The following is a 23,133-nucleotide window of genomic DNA, read 5'->3' on the forward strand; positions in this document are numbered from 1 at the left end:
GTATTGCGGTGCGATTTTGAGCTTGACGTGGGGAAACTCATCGATTTTCCGGCCACACCGGAGGAGATGACGACGGCGGCCCGGTTGGCGGAATACCGGGCGGCCGTGCACAGCTTCGAGCTGGCGTTCGACGTCGCCGAGCGGGAAGCCAGGCGGATCAGGGACAGCAATTTCTCGGGGCCCGAACGCCAGCGGTTGGCGACGGCCCGGAAGCTGCTCAATATCGCCTCGGACAGTGCCGCCACCCCGGCGGAGCGGCAGACGGCCTACAAGCGCGCCCGGCGCGAGCTGGATGGGCTGATCGTCCTGCCCGAGGCGACGCTTGCCGCCCTGGAGGAGAGGATCGCCGGAGAGCTCGACTCGCCACACACCGCGACTAGGTTCGTGACCCGAAGCAACCATGCGCCAGACTTAGGGGCGTGACGAACAAACCCCGTCCCGGCCTCGCGATCGCCGCGCTCAGCCTCGGCACCGCCCTGAACCCGCTGAACTCGTCCATGATCGCCGTCGCGCTGGTGGTTCTGCGGGAGGATTTCGCGCTCGACGTCGCCACCGTCACCTGGGTGATCACCTCGTTCTACCTCGCGTCCGCGGCCGGACAGCCGCTGATGGGCAGGCTCGCGGACCGTTTCGGGCCGCGCCGCCTGTTCACGTTCGGGATGGCACTGGTGGCGGTGACCTGTGCGCTGGCGCCGTTCGCGCCCAACTTCGCGCTGGTCTGCGTGGCCCGCGCGCTCATGGCTGTGGGGACGGCGACGGCGTACCCGTCCGCCGTCGTGATGGTCACCGAACTGAGCCGGCTGGCGAAGCTGCCGCCCACCCGCCCGCTGGGCCGGATCCAGATGGCGAATACGTCGGCGGCCGCGGTGGGACCCGTCGTCGGCGGTTTGCTGGTGAGCCTGCTGGGCTGGCAGGCGCTGTTCGCCGTCAACGTGCCGCTCGCGCTGCTGGCGCTGATCGTGGTGCACCGGGTGGCGCCGACCGATTCCGGGCGCGAAACCGGGAAACTCTCAACCCTGATCCGGGACTCCGACATCCCCGGCATCCTGGCCTTCGTCGCCTCACTGATGCTCGCGATGATGGCGCTGCTGAACGTGATGCCGGGATACCGGTGGTGGCTGCTGGGCGCCGGGACCGTCATTGCCGCGCTGTTCGCGTGGCGGGAGCTGCGCTTCCGCCCGCCGTTCCTCGACCTGCGGCTGCTCGGCAGGAACCGGCCGCTGCTGCTCGTGTATCTGGTGTTCGTGGTCTTCAGCGGCGTCTACTACTTTGCGTTCTTCGGCCTGCCGCTGCTGCTGCAGGAGGCGGGGCATTACGACGCCGGGCTGGTGGGCCTGCTGATGCTGCCCCTGGCGGCCATGTCCGTGGTGGTCACCCCGGCGACGGTACGGCTGATTGAGCGGTTCGGCGTGCGTCCGGTGCTGATCGGCGGTGTGCTGATCCTGCTCGCTGCCTCCGGCGGGCTGGGGGCGTTGACGCTGTCCCTGTGGCCGCCCCTGGTGTTTGTGCTGACCGCGCTGATGGGTGTGCCGTACGGAGTGGTGAGCACGGCGTCGAACCAGGGCCTGTACGTGTCCGCCCGGCCGGAGGAGAGGGGGGTGGCTGCCGGTATTTTCCAGACCTGCCGCTACCTGGGCGCCATCACGGCGACGGTGCTGATCGGTGTGCTGTACGGGCCCGGAGTGAACCAGGCGAACTGGGGGCTGATGGTCCTGGTGATGCTGGGGCTGGGCGTCGTGGTGCTTGGGTTGGCGGTGGCGTGGAAGCGGAAGCCGGGGGTTTAGGTACCGCGGCCACCCTAAGGGGAACTCCAATTTCGATGAGTAATTCCATTTATTAAGAAGTGGACTACCAGTTTCATCCGGTTCCTCAAGATGGGCTCAAGACCCAATCAAGGTTGGCGCAGTTATGACCAATATTGCGTCCCGGTGGCAACCTGAGAAATAGACTCCTAATGAAATAATTATCGATGGAGTAAAAAGGCCCGGCCAATTGCCGGGTCTTTGTTTTTGGGGGAAACGATGTCGAATTATGAGTCTCTTTTGGGCTCGGCGCCTTACGCTCCGGGACCGGCACCGAAGCCGCCGCGGAAGCCACGCGTTGGGACCTTTGTTGTCGGCGGCATCACTGCCCTGTTCATGATTGTTGGGGCGATCAGTGGAGGCCTTGGCGGCGCGCTGATCGTCCTGGCGATCTCGGCTGCACTGACAGGTCTCTACGTTCTTGCGACCGGGCGGCGGTCGTGGGCGTGGCTTCCGGCCAAGCGGAAAGCCGGCGGGATCGCCGTTGCCACGGCGTTCGCGCTGTTTATCGCCGGTTCTGTCGCGCTGGCCCCCGCCTCTTCAGAGGACTTGCAGTCGGCATCTTCGGGGAACGCCGCTTCGGCCGCCTCCGCGAAAGCGAGCGCGACCGCCTCGGCCAGGCCGACGCCGTCCACTCCCACTGCCCAGGAAACCGGCGCTCCGCTGGATCCGGAGGCGGCGAACTCGCTGGCGCAGGGCGTCAGCGCAACGGCGCCGAAAGCCCAGCCCGCGTTCGCAACCAAGGCGATCGACCTGCTGGCCACCCTGCCCATCAAGGGCCGGGCGCCTAAGACGGGTTATGACCGGGCGCTGTTCGGCCAGGCCTGGGCCGACGTGGACCGCAACGGCTGCGACACCCGCAACGACACCCTGAAGCGCGACCTGACAGGCATCACCTACACGAACAGCGTCCCGTGCAAGGTGCAGTCGGGAATCCTGGCTGACCCTTACACCGGCACCACCATCAACTTCCTCCGCGGCTCAGCCACCAGCACCGCTGTGCAGATCGACCATGTTGTGGCGCTCAGCGACGCTTGGCAAAAGGGTGCCCAGCAGCTCACCACGGAACAGCGGACAGCGTTCGCCAACGATCCGCTGAACCTGCAAGCGACGGACGGCCCCACCAACATGAAAAAGGGCGACGGTGACGCCGCCACCTGGCTGCCGCCGAACAAGGGCTTCCGGTGCGAGTATGTCGCCCGCCAGATTTCGGTGAAGGCGACTTACAGCATGTGGGTTACTCAAGCGGAACACGACGCGATGGCCAGGATTCTTGCTGACTGCGCCGGCCAGTTGGCGCCGACGAATGAGCAGGCGCCCGTGGTTGCCGCTCCTGTGCCGGTTGCATCCCAGCCCGCTCCGGCTCCTGTTGCGCCGGTTCCGGCGGCGCCGGCTCCCGTTGTTGTGGTGCCCGCTCCAGCGCCGGCGGCGCCCGCACCGGTTGTACCGGCCCCGGCTCCCGCCGTTCCCGCGGCTGTCTACTACGCCAACTGCACCGCCGCCAAGGCCGCGGGCGCCGCACCAATTTACGCGGGGCAGGCCGGCTACCGCTCGGCGCTGGACCGCGATGCCGACGGTGTGGCCTGCGAAAGCTAAACCCGTTCCATCACTCACCCGTTTCAAAACTTTCCAAGGGGGAAAAATGAAAAAGACTCTTGCACTGATTGTGCTTACCGGCCTCATGCTGACTGGGTGCGGTGGCAAACCGACGGAAGCTCAGCCGACAGCCGCCGCAAATGCAGTGGCTGTGGAACAAGTCACGGTTCCCGGCGTGCTGGTCGTGACCCTGGACAAAGCCACGGATCAACTGGAAGACCTCGGGTTCGAGGTCGAGGCCGTGGACACTGTCGACGGCAAGTCGATCTTTTCAGAGAAGAACTGGCAGGTGATCTCCCAGGACCCCATCGAAGGCGCGCAGGCGGTAAAGGGATCCACCGTGGTCCTCGGCGTCAAGTCACTTGAAAAGATTGCGGCTGAGAAAGCGGCGGCCGACAAGGTGGCAGCAGAGAAGGCAGCCGCGGAGAAGGCGGCAGCAGAGGCAGCCGCGGCAGCAAAGGCTGCGGCCGACAAGGCCGCGGCTGATGCGGCTGCGGCTCAGCAGGCGGCCAAACAGGCTCCAGTTCCCGCTGCGCCTGCCCCGGCACCCGCTCCGCTTGTGCCTGCGCCGGCTCCCGTCGCGCCGGCACCGGCGGCCGTTTCCTACGCCAACTGCACAGCTGTGCGAGCGGCAGGTGCGGCGCCAATCTATGCCGGCACACCGGGATATGGGACGCACCTCGACAGGGACCGCGACGGAATCGGGTGCGATAAGTAGGCAGATCGAAAGCCATGCCGCGGATACCTTTCACCTGGAAGGTATCCGCGGCTGTCGGCTTTACATGAAGCGCTCGGCCACGGCCAGGTGCGGGCCCGGTGCAGGCGCGCGCCGACTTCATCCGCTGAGCATGACCGGCAGCATCACACCGCTGGACTTCCCGGAAACTTCTTGAGTAGCCTAACCGGGGCACTTTGACGCGCACACGCCGCGGATTGAGCCGTTTCGGGGCCGGGTCACCGTCAATGTGCCCCACGACGTTTGCTGCTTTCCTGGCAGTGGCCGCTTCTTAAACGGACGGCCAGTCCGCGGCGCCCGGTCCGTCGAACAGCGCACTGGTGCTGCTCTGCGGCACCACCACGTGGACGGCGTTGCGCTGGACGGTGAAGTCGGTGGGCGTGGTGGCCGCGATCTCGCCGTCGAGGTTCACCGGCAGCGGCGGGTCGGTGACCAGCCGGACACTCCGGGTGGTCAGGTGGTACACCCGGTCGTGTTTGATGAAGCTTCCGTCCTTGAGCAACCGCGCGATGCTCACGTGCTCCCGGAGCGGCCCCGCCACTATGGCATAGATGTCGAGGGTGTGATCATCGATCCCTGCCGTGGGGGAGACCGTGTTGCCGCCGCCGTAGTGCCTGCCGTTGCCGACGGCCACCTGCAGCAGGTCGTCGAGCTCCAGCGGCTCGTGGTCCCCGTCGGGGAACTCAAGGCGGGCCCGGAACGCCTTGTGCCGGGCATAAGCCGTTAGCGTGGCGATGCTGTACGCCAATGGCCCGACGTACCGCTTCAATCGGGGGCTGAGAGCTTCCGTGACAGACACCGACAGGCCCACGGACGCGACGTTGAGGAAGGGCTCACCGTTGGCCCGGCCGAGGTCGATGTCCACCACCTTGCCTTCTGCGATGGTGGCGCACGCCTCGGCAAGACTGTTCGGTATCTCCAGCGTGCGGGCGAAGTCGTTGGCGGTGCCCAGCGGAAGAACGCCGAGCACAACGTTGGTGCCGGCAACCCGGCCGGCAGCGTAGGACACAGTCCCGTCGCCGCCGCCGACAACCACCAACTCGTGCCCGTCCGCAAGCACTCGATCGAGCGTCCCGGCCAGGTCTGCCCCGGACAGCACGTGATGCACGGCGGAGATGGGCACGCCTGCCTTGCGCATCGTGTCCACAGCTAGTTCGTGGGTCGCCCCTCGGCGTGATCCGGCGTTGATCACAACGGCGGCAGAGCGTGCGTCCCGGGCAGCTTTCATGTGGGCCATGTTAGGTGGTGGACCTGTGAATTCCCCTAGCCCGCCACCGTTCGCAGTCATCCGTAGGTGCCTTGCGTAAACGTGAGCCTTCCCACCTTATTCTGAGTAGCTCACGATAACCCTGTAAAGTTAGATACAGGCCACCGTAGCCCTTGAGTACCGCACCGGTGAACATACCCGGGCCAGCGGGGCAAGCGACACAACGCGCAACCGCCCTCCTGCTTGAGCGGCACAAGAACCTGTATGGCCCTCATCCCGAAACCCCACGGAGAACCCATGACTTTGCTGACCGAACGCCCCGAAACCTCCTCATCCACCACCGAAACCACCCTTAAGGCCGCTACCGCTAGCACTGTCTTTGACACCGCAGTGCGCGGCGGCAGCTACGTGACTCTCCCCGCCGGCAGCGTCCCCGTCGGCGTCGAGGGCAGCTATGTCACCGTCGCTGGCGCCCGAAACCTGCCCCCCGTCACCCGTGGCAGCTATGTCACAGTCGACGGCACTCCCGTTGTTGCCGCCGGCGTCATCGAGGGCAGCTACGTAACGTTTCCAACGGCGGCCTAGGGTCCAGCGCCCTGCGGGGGATAGCACCTCCGCCGGGCATAAAAGGAGGCCGACGGCGACACTGGGTGTCGTCGTCGGCCTCCTTTTTCGTGCCCTTGGGGAAAGCGCCTGCGCGCGGCTTGACATAGGTCCGGCCTGCCGGGCCCGCGGGACGCACCCGCTCGCGGCAGAGGGCCCGGTGTCCACCAGATCCTCGGGCCGCTCCAGCTGAAAGGGACCCGCCGATCGCCGTCCACGTTCAGCCAGGGCCCAGGCATTCAGGCCGGCGCCGGCCACCACCAGTCCCGCACCCGCCATCCTGTGAACGGAACGGGGGCCCGGAAGCGGTGCGGGCCCGAGCCGTGGAAGGAGGAGATCAAGGGCCATCGTGGCCACGAGTGGCGCCGGCAGCGGAAGGTTCTCATAGACCGCCTTCACGCGTCCGCCACGATGCGCAGGGAACTGCCGTCGGCTGCCATGGGGTCAGGGTTCGCCGCTTGAGACGGGCGGGCGCGTGCCGTTGATTCTTGACAGTCCTGCCTGGCCCATGCAAGCCATCATCGTCCTGTTGGCGGCGTCCGTTTGTAGGGTTGCGCCTTTGGTGCGCCGACGTCGGCCGGCCTCGCACTGACGTCGTTCTATTCCGAGGTCGCCCTTCGTGCTTTTCTTCTCGTTCCCGTTGCTTCGAGCAGGTTTCTCAGGTCGCTCATGTCGAGGAATCCGGCAACATCAATAGAACCATCAGGGCGGACGCGTACATCAACGCGGTTGGCGGCAATTTCAGGGCGATAAGAGCTGTACCGATCGGATAGGTGGATGAAGCGTTGGTTGGTGGAACCGACCAACGCTCGGTCTTTTTCCTGATTCCATGCCTGATAGGGGCCGTCGACGAGCAGATCGATCGCGGCAAGGAACTTCTTGGTGTCTTGGCCCCTGTGCCTGAGTGTCTCGTACTCGTAGCCGGAGAAAGCGATAACTCCGAGCCCTTGTTCCTGTGCCTTCCTGGCCAGCTTCGCTCCAGCGGCAGGCTGGTCAAAGGGTTCACCGCCGATGAGAGTAAGCCCCTCGACTCGGCCGCCTACGGCACCTAGAACAATGTCACTGACCGTCATGTCGCTTCCGCCGGTCGAACTGAAGAGGTGAGGGTTGATGCACCCTGTGCAGCGGATGCTGCAGCCCTGGAACCAGATGGCGCTGCGCAACCCCGGTCCTTCGGCGGTTGTCCCGTGCAGGACCCGGGCAACGCGCAGCATGTCGGTGGTCAAAGGTCGAGTCGACGGGCCGCTTGGTTGGCATTTCGCCGGGTGGGCTGTGGCGGGGCCTGATCCGCCGCGCTGACGCCGCCCCCGAAGGCAAGCTTTTGCCGGTGCGGGATCAGAAGGTGCGGCTGTACTTGGGCCTGGGACATGAGCTGTTCAAATGAAGTGAAATGTCCTCGACTTGTCCGTGCCTCCACAATACGTCCGGCGGTGGAGTAGTCGATGCCCAAGGCGGCGAGGTCGTGGGTCGATGCGGAGTTGACGTCAACGGTGGCCAACGGCGCATTTTGAGGAATTGGGAAGTGGGCCGGCGGGGCGGGTTGGGCAGCGGGCGCGGGAGTTGCAGGGACGACAGACCTGAAGGCGGCCGCCGCGGCGGCGTGGGGGTCAGGAACTGGGTGGGTGTTGACCGGGGGAGCGGAGCTGCCAGCCTGGGCGTACCACTTGGTGTCGCCCGAGTGGGCCTTCCACACCAGCCACTTCCGGTTCATGATGATCGATAGAACGACTCCGGCGACGAACGTAGAGAACCAAATCCATCCCCAGATGGTGTTCGCCGTGGAGGTGACGGGTGCTTCCTTCGTGCCACTGTCAATGAATCCGCTCGCCACCATAAGACCGAGTCCCAGGACGAGAAATCCGACGCCCATTTGGATCCAGAGCTTGTTCTTGGATTTCACCCCGCGGATGAGGAATCCGACGCCTGTAAGGAAGCCGAAGGAAATAATACTCCAGAGGACTCCGGTGCTGTTGCGCATGCGCCACGTACGTGAACACAGTTTTTCTTCGGGCGTCATCGTCCGTTGTCTCCTTCGTGCTGTAGTTGTTGAGTTGCATCTTCTTGGGTGGTGGCGGCCTCGAAGTATGCAGGTGTCAGGCGGGAATCCGCGATGACTGCGTCAGGCAGGAGGGCTTGAATAGCTGCTAGTTCGTCCGCACACTTCGGGCCAGGCCCACTGGCTTCAGCTGTGATGGATCCAGAGGCTGAAACGGTGACGGTTATGGTCATCTTTTGCATCATGTCGCCTGTTCGAAAACGAGTTGGACTTCGCCGTTGGCCGTGGTCTGCGAGACCAGGGTCATCCCCATCTCGTGGGCCCGTGCGTGAAGAGACGCAACTGTTCTCTGTTGTAGTAGCGCTCCCGCGGTCATGTCCAGAGCAGCCAACATGTTGTCCGTGTCTTCGCCGTTGTCGCCATCGACTCGCCCGAGGAAGACTTCGCCGACCCGCTGGAAAGTGATCCGGCCGTAGGGGCTGACACCGGTGATGCGACCGTCCACTGCGCTGAGGCTGGTGGCTCCCATGCCCAGGAGTGCGTCGTGCAGTAGCTGTTGATCAGTAATGCGGGTGGTCTTGCACTTTTCGCAAAGATCGGTGCTGCTCGCTTCTCGTATGGCGGCAATGGCGGCAATTCCGAGTGGGATAAGGAGGACTTCGAGACTCATGGACTTTAATCTCCAAAATCGATCTGTCGACCACCGCGCCAAGAGTTTACGTCTGCAGGCGCTGCCGACCCACTAGTGGAGTAATCACCCCTGGAACTGGTCGAAGTTGCTGCCACGGCACGCTGTGAAGCCCAGTCTCGGACTCCCTTGATTTGTTCCGCTTGGGTGACCGACAAGGGAACAGTGTTGGTGATCGCCCTGCGGAGGTCCTTTTCGTTAAGGCGCCTACGCTCTGAAAATGCCTCGAAGCAGGCACTGACTGCTGCTTCGGCGATCTCTGCCCCTGAAAAACCTTCCGTATGTTCCGCAAGGAAGCCCAACGAGTCGTTGTTGATCTCGAAATCGCCAGTGGCTTCAGATCCCGTCGTAAGCCTCTTTTCGAGCTGGATGCGCCAAATATGGACCCGTTCCTCTCTGGTCGGCAGGTCGACGAAAAAGATCTCGTCGAAGCGGCCCTTGCGGAGGAATTCTGGTGGAAGGGTATCGATCTTATTTGCGGTGGCGATAACGAAGACCGGGTTCTTTTTCTCCTGCATCCATGTCAGGAATGTGCCGAAGACTCGCTGACTGGTTCCGGAGTCTCCGCTGCCGCTCGAACCGAAGCCTTTCTCGATTTCATCGATCCACAGAATAGATGGGGAGACCGCTTCCGCCAGCCTGAGCGCTCCCCGCATGTTCTGTTCGCTGGAGCCCACGAGACCGGAGAAGACGCGGCCGACGTCAAGGCGAAGTAGGGGCAGTCCCCAGAGCGTGGCCATACAGGTCGCGGTGAGGCTCTTGCCGCAGCCGGGGATGCCGGTGATGAGAACACCCTTTGGTGCTGGGATGGACCAGCGCTGTGCTTCGGGCAGCCAGGAACCGTTCCGCTTCTCCAGCCATTTCTTCAGATTTTCCAAGCCCCCGACATCGTTCATCGTGCCCTCTGGCGTGATGAATTCCAGCAGCCCCGACTTCCTAATGGTCTGGCGCTTTTCGTCTAGGACCAACGCGATATCCGAAGCGTCGAGCCTACGATCTGAGGCGATAGCGCGAGCGAAGGCGTTTTCTGCCTCGCCCAGGGTCAGACCCTGTGCTGCCTGGATGAGCCTCTGGCGATCGTCCGTGCTCAGGTCAACGACGATGGACGCGGCGTTCGCGCTGACAATCTCATCCAGGACACCCTCGATTTCCCCGGCTGTCGGCAAGGGAAGATCAACAACGGTTACTTCCTTCTCCAGATCCGCTGGCAACGTCAGGGCCGGCGAAACGATGATGAGGGTGTGCGGGACTTCTCCGGTACGGAAGGCTGTCGCGGCGTCCTGGACTGCCCGCACCATCGTTGGCTCCGCCGGACGCCCCTGCGACCCCAAGAAGTGGTGGAGGTCGAAGAACACGAAGATGGTGGGTTCTGGTGTCTTCGTGGCCTCGACGAGGGCCACATCCGGCGCGGTTGGCTTTCCCGCTTGCCCAGGTGCGTGCAGTCCCTTGGAAACCGTGTAGGCAATGACCCTGCGTTGACGCCGAATATCCGGGCTGACAGCCACAGCTTCAGCAGCAGCGATCACCCTGTCACCTTCGTGGGTTTCCACGAGAAGGATCGGATGCCGGGCCCGGATCAGCTCTACCAGAGTGGCACCGAACTTCAGCGGCATTTTTGAATTCATATTGGCCCCCAACATTACATTTGTCACAACTGGACGAAGCATATCCCAGCCGACCACAACGAGTGGCGCTTCCAACCGGTGTGAATGCCCGGTGTCCGCCGGTAAATTGCTCACGAAAGCACTTGCGGGTGACTGCTGGTTGAAAGGACGCTGGACGCTGCGCCTCTGAGGAACGGACCGGAAATCACCTGATCAGCGACTTAGGACAAGTCGCCCAGACTCTGCAATATGACGCACTGCGCAGGTTTGCCTCAAGATTGCCCTAGCTTTGCCCTCGGCGGTGATTGCCCCGGATAGTGTCCCTTTGGGGGAAATCGACGACGCCGTGATGCGCCAGAGGTGTTACTCCGACCGTTCCACGAAATGTGTCTAGGAGAACCATGAAATACCGCAGCATTGCAGCGCCGCTACTCTTGCCCATCGTTACTTTCGGAATCTACTCCTTGGTTTGGAGTGTGAAAACGAAAAATGAAATGAATAAGTACGGTACCGCTATACCCACCGCATGGTTGCTGCTCGTGCCCATTGCCAACATCGTCTGGCTGTGGAAATACTCAGTGGGTGTCGAGGTTTTCACGCGTCGAGGCCTGGGGCGTCACGCGGCGTTTTGGTTGATACTCCTTCTCGGTACCATCGGCCCCGCAATCGTCCAGCACGAGTTCAACCGAAAGATCGCACCGTCCGCGGTCACCGTTCCTGTTACCGCCTGACACGGCGTGCCCTGAGACCGGGATAAAGAGAACTGAATCGGCCCAGCACGACGTAACCGTGCTGGGCCGTTGACCTTTGAATTCCGTTACCCCGCCACCGCCGCCTTTGCCTCCTGCTTGGCCGCCATCCACTCGCTCAGCCACGGGGCCCGGACGCTCGACGTGATGCGGCAGTCGGCCACGAAGGTCCCCCTCGCACCGGCGTCGATCCAGTCCGTGAGCGCGGAAAGGTCCGCCAGCGAGCGGATGATCGCCGACTCGGCGCCGAGCGCGCGGGCGATGCCGCTGAAGTCCACCTCGGGGATCAGCATGGGCTTTTCGGTCAGGCCCTGGGAGCCGTACTGGTGGATTTCGGCTCCGTAGGCGGCGTCGTTGTAGATCACCACAACGGCGCTGCTGGCCGCCCCGATCAGCGATTCGAGGTCGGACAGGCCCATCAGGAAGCCGCCGTCGCCGGAGGCCAGCACCAGGGTGCGGCCGTCCTCCACGGCGCGGGCCGCCCCGACGGCGCTGGCAAGGCCCAGCCCGATGGCCTGGTAGGCGGTCCCCACCATGACCAGGTCCTGCGGCCGTGGAATGTTCCAGTACATAGGTGCCCAGCCCACGAAGTGCCCGCCGTCCTGGACCACCGTGCGGCGCTCCGGCAGCACGGCATCGAGTGCCGCGGCAAGGGAACGCGGGTCCAGCCGGCCGTCCACGGTTTCCGCGGAACCTGCCTGGTGGCCCGGTCCTTCGGCCAGACGCTTGCGGGCTTCCGCGCGCCACGCATCCGAGCGGGCGTCCGCCGAAGCGCCCTCATCCAGCATCCCGAGGAGGCGTCCCGCGGCAGACTTCACGTCAGCGCTGACGAACGTATCCACCCGGGGGTGCGTCGGCTGCAGGGCGGCATCGATCTGGATGACGGTGCTGTCCGGGCTGAGCAGGTGCCCGAACCGCATGGTGAAGGGGCTCAGGCTTGCCCCGGCCACGAGGACCACATCGGCTTCACCCATGAGCCCGGCCGCGGTGTCCGTGCCGAAGCCGCCCGCGACACCGAGGTACCCCTCGCCTTCGAGAAGGTTGAGCGCCAGAGCGGTGCCGGCGGTCAGCGCGCCCATGCGGTCGGCGAGTTCCCGGAGTTCCGGGCCGGCGCCGGCGAGATGCGCACCGCGGCCGGCGAGGATCAGCGGCCGCTTCGCCCCGGCGAGCAGGCGGGCTACCTGCCCAAGGCCGCCGTCGACGTCGTCCATCACCTGAGGTGCCAACGGCGCCGGAAGTTCCTCGTCCGCAGCCTCGAGGGCCGCGAGGTCGTAGGGAATGGCAATGACGACGGCGGTCCGCTTGGTGAGCGCGTACTCCACCGCCTGCTGCGTGATGGAGCCTGCGGCGTCGCGGGTGACGGTGAAGGTGGCCGCGCCGAGGCCCGCGGCGATTGCTGCCTGGTCCACGTCCTGGGGCCGGGCGCCGCTGGTGGGAGCGTCGCCGGTGACCAGCACGACGGGGATTTGTGCCTGGACCGCCTCTGCGAGGGCGGTGAGTGCGTTGGTGTAGCCGGGGCCGTAAGTGGTGGTGCCCGCGGCGAGACGTCCTGACGTTCGGTAGTAGGCGTCGGCCGCGGCGATGGCGGCGCCTTCATGGCGGACGGGGGAGAAGCGGAGGCCCAGCTTTTCCGCGGCGTCCAGGAAGTAGACGTTGCCGTTGCCCATCACGCCGAAGACATCGCTGAGATAGCTGCTGAGAACCTGCGCCACGCGGCCGGAGACGGTGAGAGTAGTCATGCAGGAATCTTGTGGGCTGGTTCACAGATAGGCAAGAGAGGCAAATTTGATTGGGATATTTGGCAGGACGATGCGGTAATTAGTGAAAATATGCCCACCTGTGGCGTGCATCACCCGCGCTTAGGTGGAAGGGCGGGTTTCCTGCTCGGTGAGCCGGCTCAGGAGTCCGTCGTAGCGGGGCGGCATGAGTTCCAGCACGGAAATGGCCGTGCTGGTCCGCTGGATTCCCTCGATTTCGAGGATCTGGTTGGTGATGCGGTAGAGGTCGGCCGTACTGCGTGCCACCACCTTGGCCATGAGGTCCGCGTCCCCGGTGGTGGCGTGCACCTCGATGACCTCCGGAATCGCGGCGAGCCCGTCTTCCACCGCACCTGTCCGCGTCTGGCTGATGGACAACGAGAGGAAGGCCATCAGGTCATAGCCAAGGGCGGCGGGGTCCAGTCTCCGGCTGAAGGAGCGGAGGGCGCCGCTGCGCTCGAGCCGGGCCAGCCGCGCGTGGACCGTGTTCCGCGCGACGCCGAGCGTCCTCGAGAGGGCCAAGGCGCTGGCTTCGGGATCCTTATCGAGAGCCAGGATGATCCTGCCGTCGAGGGAATCCACGGTGCGGGGGTTCGGGATGGTCATATTTTCACCACAGACAGTAGATGTTGAGCAGAAGTCCCAATGGGTTGAGGGTATCTTGCATTGTGGGCCGGATCACAACCATGATCGGTGCTCATGACCCGTGATCAGCTCCTGACCGCACCGGACACCGCGCTTCCCACCCTTCGTGGCGCGGTGGCCGGACTTCCGCCCTACGTCCCGGGCCGGCGCAGCGCCGGCCTGGACATCGCAGCCCTCGCCAGCAACGAAAGCCACTACGAGCCACTGCCCGCGGCCGCCGCTGCGGTGGCCGCGGCGGCAGGTACGATGAACCGCTACCCTGACAGTGCCGCCGTCGAACTCCGTGAACGGATTGCCCGCCACCTCGGTATCACGGCCGAAGAGGTCGCGGCGGGACCCGGCAGCGTCGGCGTCCTCCAGCAGATCATCACCGGACTTTGCGACGCCGGGGATGAAGTGATCTTCGCGTGGCGCTCCTTCGAGGCCTACCCCATCCTGATTGAGCTTGCAGGCGCCCGGCCGGTCCGCATCCCACTGGACGACGCTGAGGGCCACGACCTCGGTGCCATGGCCGCGGCCGTCACCGCCAGGACGAAGGTGATCCTGCTCTGCACCCCCAACAATCCCACCGGCGTGCCGATCAGCCATGACCGCATCGAGGCCTTCCTGCAGTCCGTGCGCTCCGACATCCTCGTGGTGATCGACGAGGCCTATGTGGAATACGCCGAAGCGGGCAGCGGCCCCGATTCCCTGGCGCTCTACCGCCAGCACCCGAACGTCTGCATCCTGCGCACCTTCTCGAAGGCGTACGGGCTCGCCGGCCTGCGCGTGGGATACGCCGTGGCGGCGCCGGCCATCGCTGAGGGACTGCGCCGCACCGCCCTTCCCTTCTCCGTGAGTGCGCTGGCGCAGAAGGCGGCCATCGCGTCGCTGGACGCCGGGGAGGAGATGGAAGCGCGGGTCGACGGCGTCAGGCAGGAGCGCGCCCGGATGGCCGCGCAGCTGGAAGCCCAGGGCTGGAAACTGCAGCCGAGCCAGGGCAACTTCCTGTGGATCCGTGCGGACGAGCACCTCCAGGCGAGGCTGGTGGACGCGTTCGACCGCGCGGGCATCCTGGTCCGGGCGTACCAGGGCGACGGCGTGCGGATCACCGTTGCCGCCCCCGCCTCCAACGACCGTGTGCTCCGGCTCCTGGAAGCCCACGCGGCCTCAACAATCGACTGACCTGAAACCCCAACCCGTTCCACCTACAACCAGAGGACTCCCCATGGAACAACAGACAAAGACGTCTGGCCGCGCCCTCGGCGCCGCACTCAAACCCCGTCAGCTCACCATGATGGGGCTCGGAAGCGCCATCGGCGCGGGCCTCTTCATCGGCTCCGGCGCCGGCATCCAGGCCGCCGGCCCGGCCGTACTGATCTCCTACCTCGTGGCCGGCACCCTCATCATCCTGGTGATGTGGGCTCTCGGCGAGATGGCCGCCGCCAATCCGGACAGCGGTGCCTTCTCCGTCTATACCGCCAAGGCCTACGGGCCGGTGGCCGGTGCCACGGTGGGCTGGCTGTGGTGGCTGCAGCTTGTGGTGGTCATCGCAGCGGAAGCGCTCGGTGCGGCAGGCCTGCTGGCCACCATTTTCCCGGCTCTCCCGGTATGGCTGATGGCCTTCGTGTTCATCGTGGTGCTCACCGCTGTGAACCTCACCAGTGTGAAGAACTTCGGCGAGTTCGAGTTCTGGTTTGCGCTGCTCAAGGTGGCGGCAATCGTGGCGTTCCTGGCTGTGGGCGCTGCCCTGCTCTTCGGCTGGCTGCCGGGGGTGCAGTCGCCGGGCCTGTCCAACTTCACCGGTGCCGGCTTCGCACCCAGCGGTTTTGCCGGTATTGCCACGGCACTGTTCGTTGTGGCCTTCGCGTTCGGCGGCACCGAGATCGTCTCCGTGGCGGCAGCTGAGACCGCCGAGCCTGCCCGCAGCGTGAAGAAGGCAGTCCGGACCGTGCTCTGGCGCATCCTGGTCTTCTACATCGGCGCCATCTTCGTGATTGCGGCCGTTGTTCCCGTCGGTTCGGCGGGGCTGAAGAGCCCGTTCGCCGCGGTGCTGGACGCCGCCGGCATGCCCGGTGCGGCCACCGCCATCACCCTAGTGGCCGTGGCAGCACTGCTCTCCGCCCTCAACGCCAACCTTTACGGTGCCTCCCGGATGGCGTTCTCCCTCGCCGAGCGGGGTGAAGCGCCACGCCTGCTTGCTTCCGTGTCCAAGGCCCGGGTTCCGGTGGTCGCGGTCCTGGCCAGCGTCGCCTTCGGTGTTGTCACGGTAGTGCTGGAGCTCGCCTTCCCCGAAAAGGTCCTTCCCGTCCTGCTCAATATTGTGGGCTCGACCTGCCTGCTCGTGTGGACGTCAGCGCTCCTCGCCCAGCTCGCGCTGCGGCTCCGCGCCGACCGCGAGGGAACGGAGCTTCCCCTGCGGATGCCCGGCTTCCCGTGGCTCACGTGCTTTGGCCTGCTCATCCTCGCGGCAATCTTCACGGTGGGCTTCATCGGCGAGGATTCCCGGCCCCAACTGCTGAGCACCTTCGGGCTCGTGGCGCTTCTGGCGGTGGCGAACTGGCTTCACCACCGTTCCGGCAAGGTTGCGCCGGTTGTCGAGTCTTCGGAGCGTGCCAAGCAGTCGGTGCTAGTCGACTGAACAGGGGCTGGTAGGGCTCTACTGGTTCGGTGCAAGCGAAGGGCGCGTCCGGCTTTGGCCGGCCGCGCCCTTCGCAATGCATGCCGGGCTTGGCGATGTTGCCGGGCTAAAGGCGGTTTTCGAGGCAGCCGGTTGGAGATTTCCGCGCTGATTCATTTCTACGCGTGGCCGAGGACCCGCTCCGGGTTTCGAAGAATAAGACCGATAGGCAACTGGGATCGAATGTGGCCCTGAAGCAAAATGCGTTGGTCGGGGAATCACGGGGTTCGTGCAGGAAAGCGGCACCAAGCGGTGTGAGGCTCTGACATAGGCCCTCGGTTCCAGAGGAGGATCGCTAGAGAGCTTCTACTGCTCTTTGGTTACACCGACGTCCTTGGCGCTTTTGAGGTGCCGGACGATGCAAGTGCTGTGCTGCAGCCAGGCCGCTGCTGATCAACTCGACGGAGAACGTCACCGTCCGTCTGAAGCCGCTCCTGACTGTGGAGGACATCGACGAAGCCGTAAGGAGGAGACGACCTACCGGGCTCCGGAACAGTAGGGCAGTTGGCACTATGGCCAGCGGGCCGGGCGCGGGGGCATTCAGCTTCGGCGAGGGCGTAGTTGTTCAAGCTCTTGCGATATAGGGAGCAGTTTGCGGTCCCGCCGTCTTTCTTACGTCGGCCGTTGCTGTTTGGGCGCAACCATCGCGGCTCCGGCGTGGCTGGCCTGGCTGCCCCTCACCCGAAGGCAGTCGCGGGAGTCGGGTTCCGCAAGCCGATCAGACGTCAGGAACACCTGCCATTTCCAGCCGAGAACGTACTTCAGAGGCGAACGAAGGATCTATGTAAGCGGAGTACGCATAATGACCCCAAATAAAACTTATGAATTCGAGATCGGAATGAAATCCTCTTGACATGGCATGTGCGGAAAGTCCGAATTCTTCGATTCCGTACAAGTGCGCTCTGATATGGCTCTTATAGTTTCGATTCAACCAGATGCCTTCCTGACCTACACACAAGCCGAGCATGCGAAACTCGTGCGACTTGGGAATAATGCGCGTCTTGTTGCGATTGAGGCTGAAGCCGGCTTCGCCGACGGCCCGTTCGATTTCCGCAAGGATGGTCCCGCCTTCGCTTCGAACCAAAGGATTCGGCCATGAAAAAGAAATATCGTCAGCATAACGGGTCACAACACCTCCCCGCTTTAGGGCAATTTCAGTCAAGAGACTATCTAATTCCCGGCACAAAAGGTTGGAAATCTTACCGCTCGTTGAGGCGCCCTGCGGAAGTCGTCCTTCTTTGAGGAATTCGTAAGGGACGCCACGGTCATCCGGTCCTCGAAGAGTGACCTCATGGCCCACGGAAGTTATAAGCGCCATTTCGAGCGCCAGAAGCTCCGGATACCCCAGTCTTGCGAAAATTGAATAGACGCGTCGGGATCCAATAGATCCAAAGAAGTCCTGAATGTCGACATGGATCATGGCCCTGGCGCCAATGTGACGACGAGCGGCCTGGGACGTGTTACGGCCCGGCTCAAAGGCAAACGATAAATCGGAGCTGGCATCCCTAGGCAGGCAGTTTTGGAGGATTGCGCGCTGCAAGGACTTCAATTGTGGAGAAGGCTCGTGGATCGTTCGGAAGCCTAGGCCTGACCGCTTGACCAGTTTCCGCGACGTGTAGTGAGCACGATGGTTAAAGATCACATCCCGGGCCGCCTCATAAGGCACCTTTCCTATGACACACAAGTGGGCGAGTGTATAGACGGGAACCACGTTGTGCGTCAAGCACGCGTGATCCACCGTCTTAATTTCCCTCAGGAGGTTGGCAGATCCAGCTCTGGATGTAAGTTCTCGAGCATAGGCGTGGGGTGAGACATTTCCTACCATTGGTTTCCCTCATGTCGGCGAAATTCCAATTGAATTTCGTCGGCTTCGATCTGTGTCTGCTATATATCTGGTTATTCAGCGCCGGCATGAAGCACCTATACACGAACGCAAGTCAAATTGACGCACGTTTTGATGATTCATACAGCTGAACCCCGAGAACGGGGCCGTTTTGGCACCCCGTCTTCAGATCGCGTCATCCAAATTGGATGACAAACTAGGTTTACCGCACCCCACGCAAAGACTGAGGGTAGTAGACGACATCGCGTCCGTCAACATGACGCTTCAAATAGCGTTTGGCGGAAGCGAAATCTGAGTAGGTGCCCTTCGACCCAAACCGCTTGACTATACTGCTGCCCTTACTGGTTGGAACGAAGTCGGCGGTGAGCCAGTCAAGTTCTATCAGCATCGATAGGGCTTTATGGAACTTGAAATAAGAGATTTCCATAGAACGTAAGGCATGGCTTTTACTGAAACCCGCCATGGCGAACAATAGGACTCGCCACTCTATGTCCCCTTTTACACTTGATCGGTTGGCAGCCTGAACTAATTTATGTTTTCTTAGTGCGCTAAGAAAGTCGGACTCCGACAAATCCGATCTTCGTGCGCTTGGAGCATGATCGAGGATGTAATCCGCGAGATCATTCGGGACTATCTTTGACGAAAAGAGGGGGCGGTAACTAATGGATTTTGCCGGTATGTACAAAAAGTCCGGGACATTATTTTGACACGATGATCCGAGCAGGACTGTCCGCGAAGCGGTTTGGCCGAATCCCAGTCCGCCGCTTTGCTTCTTTTTTTGCGGGTCTCCATATCGCGCGAAAAAGTCGAGGAGTCCCCCTCGAATATTGTCATCTTCAATCTCAAAGAATGACTTTGTATTTCTAAGATAGTCGATGTGCAAGCGGATTGATCGCAATCCTTCAACATCGGCTGCGAGGTCTTTGCTAATCAACGGCGTTGCTGCCGCCCAGTCTTGGACAGCTGAAATGCCTTGTGCGGTGGCAGTCCACGCGATAACTTTAACTTTGATTCGGGTAGAAAGCAGTGGACCCGTAATGCGAGACAGAAGCACCGAACCTAGAAAATCTATGATTTGCTGACCGGATCCTATATTATCGGTCAGCAGTATTAGGTCGAGGGGATCATTTGAACGGCTCAAGGCCGCTATATCTTCTCTACCTTTTACTATTGGCGACACCAACTTCAAATTCTCTGATATTGCCTTAATCCGCGAGTATTCATTCCTTATGACTAGATCCAAGTACTTCTCTGAACCTGATTCTTCATCTCTAACTTCTGAGGGATGATAGTTCCCATACAGGCTGCGGGTCGGCTTGTTCTTGCGAGAAATGGGGCCGATGAGGGATTTAATTTTTCGTTGGGCCTCTTCAGAGGCAGTTAGCGCTGACGACAAACCGGTAACTTCAAGAGGCATTACGCAGGCAGGCTGGTCGCTAGCGGACTCACGCAGGAAACGTTCTAAGTCCTCTTTTGAAAGAACCGATTCAATCAGTATTTTGGATTTCGTTCTGAAGGACTCGTCTACCGCGTCGGCCAGTGCTCCGGAGAGATCGTGTTTGACTTCATCGGTGGTTACGAAATGTAGATGCTCCAGAGCGAGAACAGCTAAGGAGCGCTCTGGATCGGGGAACTGGGTGAGCCAGGTTGCGACCGACGGAATCTTGAGCATGTGGCAACTCTAGTCAATGCGGACTTTGAGCCCACAGCAGGGGTCGTTTCGCGAGCATTATAGGTGAGTCTCGTCGTGGAAACGCGGTCAAGCTGCCATCGGTAGTATGGCCCAGAGAGAGCCTCGGGCACGGAGGAGTAAGGTCTGCGGAGCGCCTCTCGTTGAAACAGGAAGCCATCCCTTAGCCTTGCGCAGTGACCGACTTCGAGAGGGGAGCGGCGGCAGGACCGCTGCCCGATGGCTTGTACGAACTACTAAACACTGATGCACTCGGCGCGCGCCTGAACCAGATAGCGAATATCAAGTCGATCTTCACTGATATAGATCACGAAGACACCCCGGAGATACTCTCCCGTCATGTTGCAGATGCTGTCCGCGAGGCACTGAAGACCGCCAGGCCAGCAGACAGAGTCAACTTGGCGAACCGCTTGCTCCAAGTGCTACAGAACCACGACCGCATTGCTCCGGGCCCCACCCAGCTTCAGTCCCTCTACCGCCCGGACGCTCTCAAACGCCGGCAACTCCGCCGTCCCACAACCAAGCTCAGTGACTCTGCGCTGCTGACCAACAGCAAGGACGAGCCGAATCTTGCCGCGGAGCTCCGGGCCGAGATCGAGTCCGCCAACACCGTCGACCTACTCTGCGCCTTCGTACGCTGGACCGGCCTCCGCCTTCTTCATCCGGCACTGGAGCAACTCAAGGAACGCGGCGCCAAGCTCAGAGTCATCACCACGACCTATATGGGCGCCACGGAACGCCGCGCCATCGACGAGCTCGTCAACCGCTACGGCGCCGAGGTGAAAATCAACTACGAAACCCAGGCCACCCGCCTACATGCCAAAGCCTGGCTATTCCGCAGGAACTCCGGCTTCTACACTGCCTATGTCGGCAGCTCCAACCTCAGCCAGGCTGCGCTGCTGGATGGCCTGGAATGGAACGTCAGGCTCAGCTCAGTTGGCACGCCCACTCTCCTGCAAAAGTTCGAGGTCACCTTCGACAGCTACTGGGAGCAGCGCGCATTCCAGAGCTACGATCCGGAACGCGACGGCGAAAAGCTGGATGCAGCATTGGAGCGCAACGGCGGCAGGCGCACCGCAGCGCCGGATGCAGCCACCGGGCTCGAAGTCCAGCCGTACCTCCACCAAGAGGAGATGCTTGAAGAGCTGGAAGCCGAGCGGCTCAAAGGTTTCAACCACAACCTCCTGATCGCCGCCACGGGCACGGGGAAGACAGTTATTGCTGCCCTGGACTACAAACGCTTGTGTGAGGCCGCCGGCCGCGATCTGAAGCTGCTCTTCGTCGCCCACCGGCAGGAAATCCTCAAACAGGCAATGCGCACCTACCGTGATGTCATGCAGGACGGTGCCTTTGGCGAACTCTATGTGGGGGACCACAAGCCGAAGGACTGGAAGCACATCTTCGCCTCCGTCCAGTCGTTGTCCTCGCTAGGCATCGAACAGCTGGAACCGGACTTCTTCGACGTCGTCGTCATAGATGAATTCCACCACGCCATGGCGCCCACTTACCAACGCCTGCTGGACCACCTGAAGCCGCAGCAACTTCTCGGACTGACGGCTACGCCGGAACGCGGCGACGGGGTCGACGTCGCCAAGCAGTTCTTCGACGGGCGCACCGCCAGCGAGCTCAGGCTGTGGGACGCCCTGGACGCTGACCTGCTGGTGCCGTTCCACTACTTCGGCGTCTCGGACGACGTCGACGTGAGCCAGCTGGAATGGAAGCGCGGCACCTACGACACAGCCCAGCTCAGCAACCTCTACACCGGCAACGACGCCCGCGCTGCCAAGGTGATCCGCGAACTCCGCGACAAGGTCACCAGCACCGACCAGATGCGGGCCATCGGCTTCTGCGCCTCGGTTCAGCACGCCCACTACATGGCCGAGGTGTTCAACCGCGCCGGCATTGCCTCCGTCGCCGTCGATGGCAGCATCAACGACGCCGACCGCGCAGCCGCCCTGGAGCGCCTCCGCCGACGGGAAGTCAACTGCATTTTTGCCGTCGACCTTTTCAACGAAGGTCTGGACCTGCCGCAGGTGGACACCATCCTGCTCCTCCGGCCCACGCAGAGCGCCACAATATTCCTCCAGCAGTTGGGGCGGGGACTGCGCCGTGCGGAGGGCAAGGCGGTCCTGACGGTCATGGACTTCATCGGCCAGCAGCGGCGTGAGTTCCGCTTCGATCTGCGCTACCGGGCGCTAACCGGCTACGGGCGCAAGGAGCTGGAGAAGGCAGTGGAGGACGAGTTCCCCTACCTGCCGTCGGGCTCCCAGATCGTCCTGGACCGGGTGGCGCAGAAGGTGGTGCTGGACAACATCAAGGCACAGCTGCGCTTCAACCGGGCACAGCTGGTCCGGGACATCGCCTCCTATGCGGAGACCGAGCTGGAGGCCTATCTGGAGCAGTCCGGGAACGATGTGAAGTCGATCTACCGATCGACCAAGGACTCGTGGACCGGCTACCTTCGCCAGGCGGGGCTAATAGAGGGCCGGGGATTGAGCTTGTCGAAATCGCCCGTGGAGGAAATCCTCAAGGGCCAGCTCGTCGACCAAGCGGAACCAGATGAGAAGAAGCTGCTGGGCCGGATGGCTGCGCTCATCCATGTGGATGATCCGGAACGCGCCGAGGCGTACTCGATGCTGGTCGACCCCAATGCGCCCCGCTACGCGGAACTTGGGATGCGCGAGCAGACTTTCGCCCGGATGCTGTTCTACACCCTGTGGGACAACGGCGGCGGTTTTCAGACGTACGACGCTGGCCTGGAGTACCTGCGCGGCTACCAGTTTGTGTGCAGCGAGATCCGCCAGATCGTGAAGCTCGGGGTGGCCGCGTCGAAGCATGCTGCTAAGGGCTTAGGGGTGGGCCTGCAACACGTTCCGCTGCTGTCGCACGCTACCTACCGGCGTGAAGAGATCCTGGCGGCCCTGCAGTACGGTTCACTGGAGCTCGGCAAAAACGTGCAGCACCGTGAGGGCGTGGCCTGGTGCCCGGCAACGTCCACTGACGCCTTCTTCGTCACGCTCAACAAGGACGATAAGAAGCACTCGGCGACGACGATGTACAAGGACTATGCCATCAGCCCAGAGTTGTTCCACTGGGAATCGCAGAACGCCACTTCACCCGGAAGCCCGACTGGGCGACGGTACCTGGACCGGGCGTCGCACGGCTCGAAGGTCCTGATCTTCACGCGGGACACAGCGGACGACGAAACCGGCCTGACCGTTCCCTACACGTGCCTCGGGCAAGTGGATTACGTGCAGCACGCAGGCGAGAAGCCGATTGCTATTACGTGGAAGCTGCACCGGCCCATGCCCGCGGACGTTTATGCGACCGCAGCGGCGGTGGCTCAGTGAACTCGATTGCCAGGAATGCCCACTGTGTGAAAAACCTGTCGGCGTGCTTGCTGACAACGCCAGTATTCCTAATCACACGAGTCCGCGAGACCGCTTTTGTTCGGCATCCGGACGATCATTATCCGCGGTGGAGGAACAAATGAAACCCGTAGTCATCGAACCTGAACCGGACAAGCCAATAAAGATGGGTCGTTGCCCAGCCTGCAGG

The 23,133-nt window shown here is 62.6% G+C and carries 17 protein-coding genes and 1 pseudogene; 9 read left to right on the forward strand and 9 right to left on the reverse strand.

The annotated features are described in order from the left end of the window. Nucleotides 1–12: 12 nt before the first annotated feature. The 4 genes and pseudogenes from AC3IT0_RS05440 to AC3IT0_RS05455 form a co-directional block, all read left to right on the forward strand. Nucleotides 13–423: pseudogene (locus tag AC3IT0_RS05440) on the forward strand (hypothetical protein); the annotation flags it as partial. Continuing rightward, nucleotides 420–1,784 (forward strand): MFS transporter, encoded by a 1,365-nt coding sequence (locus AC3IT0_RS05445; protein ID WP_489322752.1) that lies wholly within the window; start codon nucleotides 420–422, stop codon nucleotides 1,782–1,784. The pseudogene AC3IT0_RS05440 and the gene AC3IT0_RS05445, both read left to right, overlap by 4 nt. A gap of 354 nt (nucleotides 1,785–2,138) precedes the next feature. Further along, on the forward strand, nucleotides 2,139–3,398 hold the full coding sequence (locus tag AC3IT0_RS05450) for a GmrSD restriction endonuclease domain-containing protein (RefSeq protein WP_489322753.1): 1,260 nt from the start codon (nucleotides 2,139–2,141) through the stop codon (nucleotides 3,396–3,398). A gap of 46 nt (nucleotides 3,399–3,444) precedes the next feature. Continuing rightward, a complete protein-coding gene (locus AC3IT0_RS05455; RefSeq protein WP_489322754.1) occupies nucleotides 3,445–4,116 on the forward strand; it encodes an excalibur calcium-binding domain-containing protein in 672 nt (223 codons plus the stop codon). A 289-nt stretch (nucleotides 4,117–4,405) separates the two neighbouring features. Here the strand turns inward: AC3IT0_RS05455 and AC3IT0_RS05460 are convergent, their stop codons facing one another. Beyond that, nucleotides 4,406–5,362 carry a lipid kinase gene (locus AC3IT0_RS05460; RefSeq protein WP_489322755.1) on the reverse strand — a complete coding sequence of 319 codons (957 nt, stop codon included), beginning with the start codon at nucleotides 5,360–5,362 and terminating at the stop codon, nucleotides 4,406–4,408. Nucleotides 5,363–5,638: 276 nt separating this feature from the next. Here AC3IT0_RS05460 and AC3IT0_RS05465 point away from each other — a divergent pair, with 276 nt between their 5' ends. Continuing rightward, nucleotides 5,639–5,926 carry a hypothetical protein gene (locus AC3IT0_RS05465; RefSeq protein WP_489322756.1) on the forward strand — a complete coding sequence of 96 codons (288 nt, stop codon included), beginning with the start codon at nucleotides 5,639–5,641 and terminating at the stop codon, nucleotides 5,924–5,926. A 617-nt stretch (nucleotides 5,927–6,543) separates the two neighbouring features. On the opposite strand, the gene AC3IT0_RS05470 is transcribed toward AC3IT0_RS05465, so the two are convergent. The 4 genes from AC3IT0_RS05470 to AC3IT0_RS05485 form a co-directional block, all read right to left on the reverse strand. Continuing rightward, the gene (locus AC3IT0_RS05470; protein WP_489322757.1) at nucleotides 6,544–7,170 is read right to left on the reverse strand and encodes a 4Fe-4S single cluster domain-containing protein; all 627 of its coding nucleotides are present in this window, start codon (nucleotides 7,168–7,170) and stop codon (nucleotides 6,544–6,546) included. Then, nucleotides 7,167–7,961, reverse strand: a complete 795-nt coding sequence (locus AC3IT0_RS05475; protein WP_489322758.1) for a ComEA family DNA-binding protein — start codon at nucleotides 7,959–7,961, stop codon at nucleotides 7,167–7,169. The genes AC3IT0_RS05470 and AC3IT0_RS05475 overlap by 4 nt, the downstream gene beginning before the upstream one ends. 220 nt (nucleotides 7,962–8,181) lie before the next feature. Continuing rightward, the gene (locus tag AC3IT0_RS05480; RefSeq protein WP_489322759.1) at nucleotides 8,182–8,610 is read right to left on the reverse strand and encodes a hypothetical protein; all 429 of its coding nucleotides are present in this window, start codon (nucleotides 8,608–8,610) and stop codon (nucleotides 8,182–8,184) included. Between the two features lie 5 nt (nucleotides 8,611–8,615). After that, complete coding sequence (locus AC3IT0_RS05485; RefSeq protein WP_489322760.1) at nucleotides 8,616–10,241, reverse strand: AAA family ATPase; 1,626 nt, start codon at nucleotides 10,239–10,241, stop codon at nucleotides 8,616–8,618. Between the two features lie 392 nt (nucleotides 10,242–10,633). Between AC3IT0_RS05485 and AC3IT0_RS05490 the strand changes: the two genes are divergently transcribed. Continuing rightward, a complete protein-coding gene (locus tag AC3IT0_RS05490; RefSeq protein WP_489322761.1) occupies nucleotides 10,634–10,963 on the forward strand; it encodes a DUF4234 domain-containing protein in 330 nt (109 codons plus the stop codon). An 86-nt stretch (nucleotides 10,964–11,049) separates the two neighbouring features. Here the strand turns inward: AC3IT0_RS05490 and AC3IT0_RS05495 are convergent, their stop codons facing one another. Further along, nucleotides 11,050–12,720, reverse strand: a complete 1,671-nt coding sequence (locus tag AC3IT0_RS05495) for a thiamine pyrophosphate-binding protein (protein ID WP_489322762.1) — start codon at nucleotides 12,718–12,720, stop codon at nucleotides 11,050–11,052. Nucleotides 12,721–12,840: 120 nt separating this feature from the next. Beyond that, entirely contained in the window at nucleotides 12,841–13,344 is a 504-nt protein-coding gene (locus AC3IT0_RS05500; RefSeq protein WP_489322763.1) for an Lrp/AsnC family transcriptional regulator, read from the reverse strand. A 93-nt stretch (nucleotides 13,345–13,437) separates the two neighbouring features. Between AC3IT0_RS05500 and hisC the strand changes: the two genes are divergently transcribed. Then, a complete protein-coding gene (gene hisC, locus AC3IT0_RS05505) occupies nucleotides 13,438–14,547 on the forward strand; it encodes a histidinol-phosphate transaminase (RefSeq protein WP_489322764.1) in 1,110 nt (369 codons plus the stop codon). Between the two features lie 43 nt (nucleotides 14,548–14,590). Beyond that, complete coding sequence (locus tag AC3IT0_RS05510) at nucleotides 14,591–16,003, forward strand: amino acid permease (protein WP_489322765.1); 1,413 nt, start codon at nucleotides 14,591–14,593, stop codon at nucleotides 16,001–16,003. Nucleotides 16,004–16,760: 757 nt separating this feature from the next. Here the strand turns inward: AC3IT0_RS05510 and AC3IT0_RS05515 are convergent. Together AC3IT0_RS05515 and AC3IT0_RS05520 are read right to left on the reverse strand one after the other, a co-directional pair. Continuing rightward, a complete protein-coding gene (locus tag AC3IT0_RS05515; protein WP_489322766.1) occupies nucleotides 16,761–17,582 on the reverse strand; it encodes a reverse transcriptase family protein in 822 nt (273 codons plus the stop codon). Nucleotides 17,583–18,087: 505 nt separating this feature from the next. Next, a complete protein-coding gene (locus tag AC3IT0_RS05520) occupies nucleotides 18,088–19,557 on the reverse strand; it encodes a phosphoribosyltransferase-like protein (protein WP_489322767.1) in 1,470 nt (489 codons plus the stop codon). Nucleotides 19,558–19,787: 230 nt separating this feature from the next. Between AC3IT0_RS05520 and AC3IT0_RS05525 the strand changes: the two genes are divergently transcribed. Then, nucleotides 19,788–22,925 (forward strand): DEAD/DEAH box helicase, encoded by a 3,138-nt coding sequence (locus tag AC3IT0_RS05525; protein ID WP_489323726.1) that lies wholly within the window; start codon nucleotides 19,788–19,790, stop codon nucleotides 22,923–22,925. The last annotated feature ends 208 nt before the right edge of the window (nucleotides 22,926–23,133 follow it).

The sequence above is a fragment of the Pseudarthrobacter sp. KH_020_B genome, assembly GCF_057840185.1.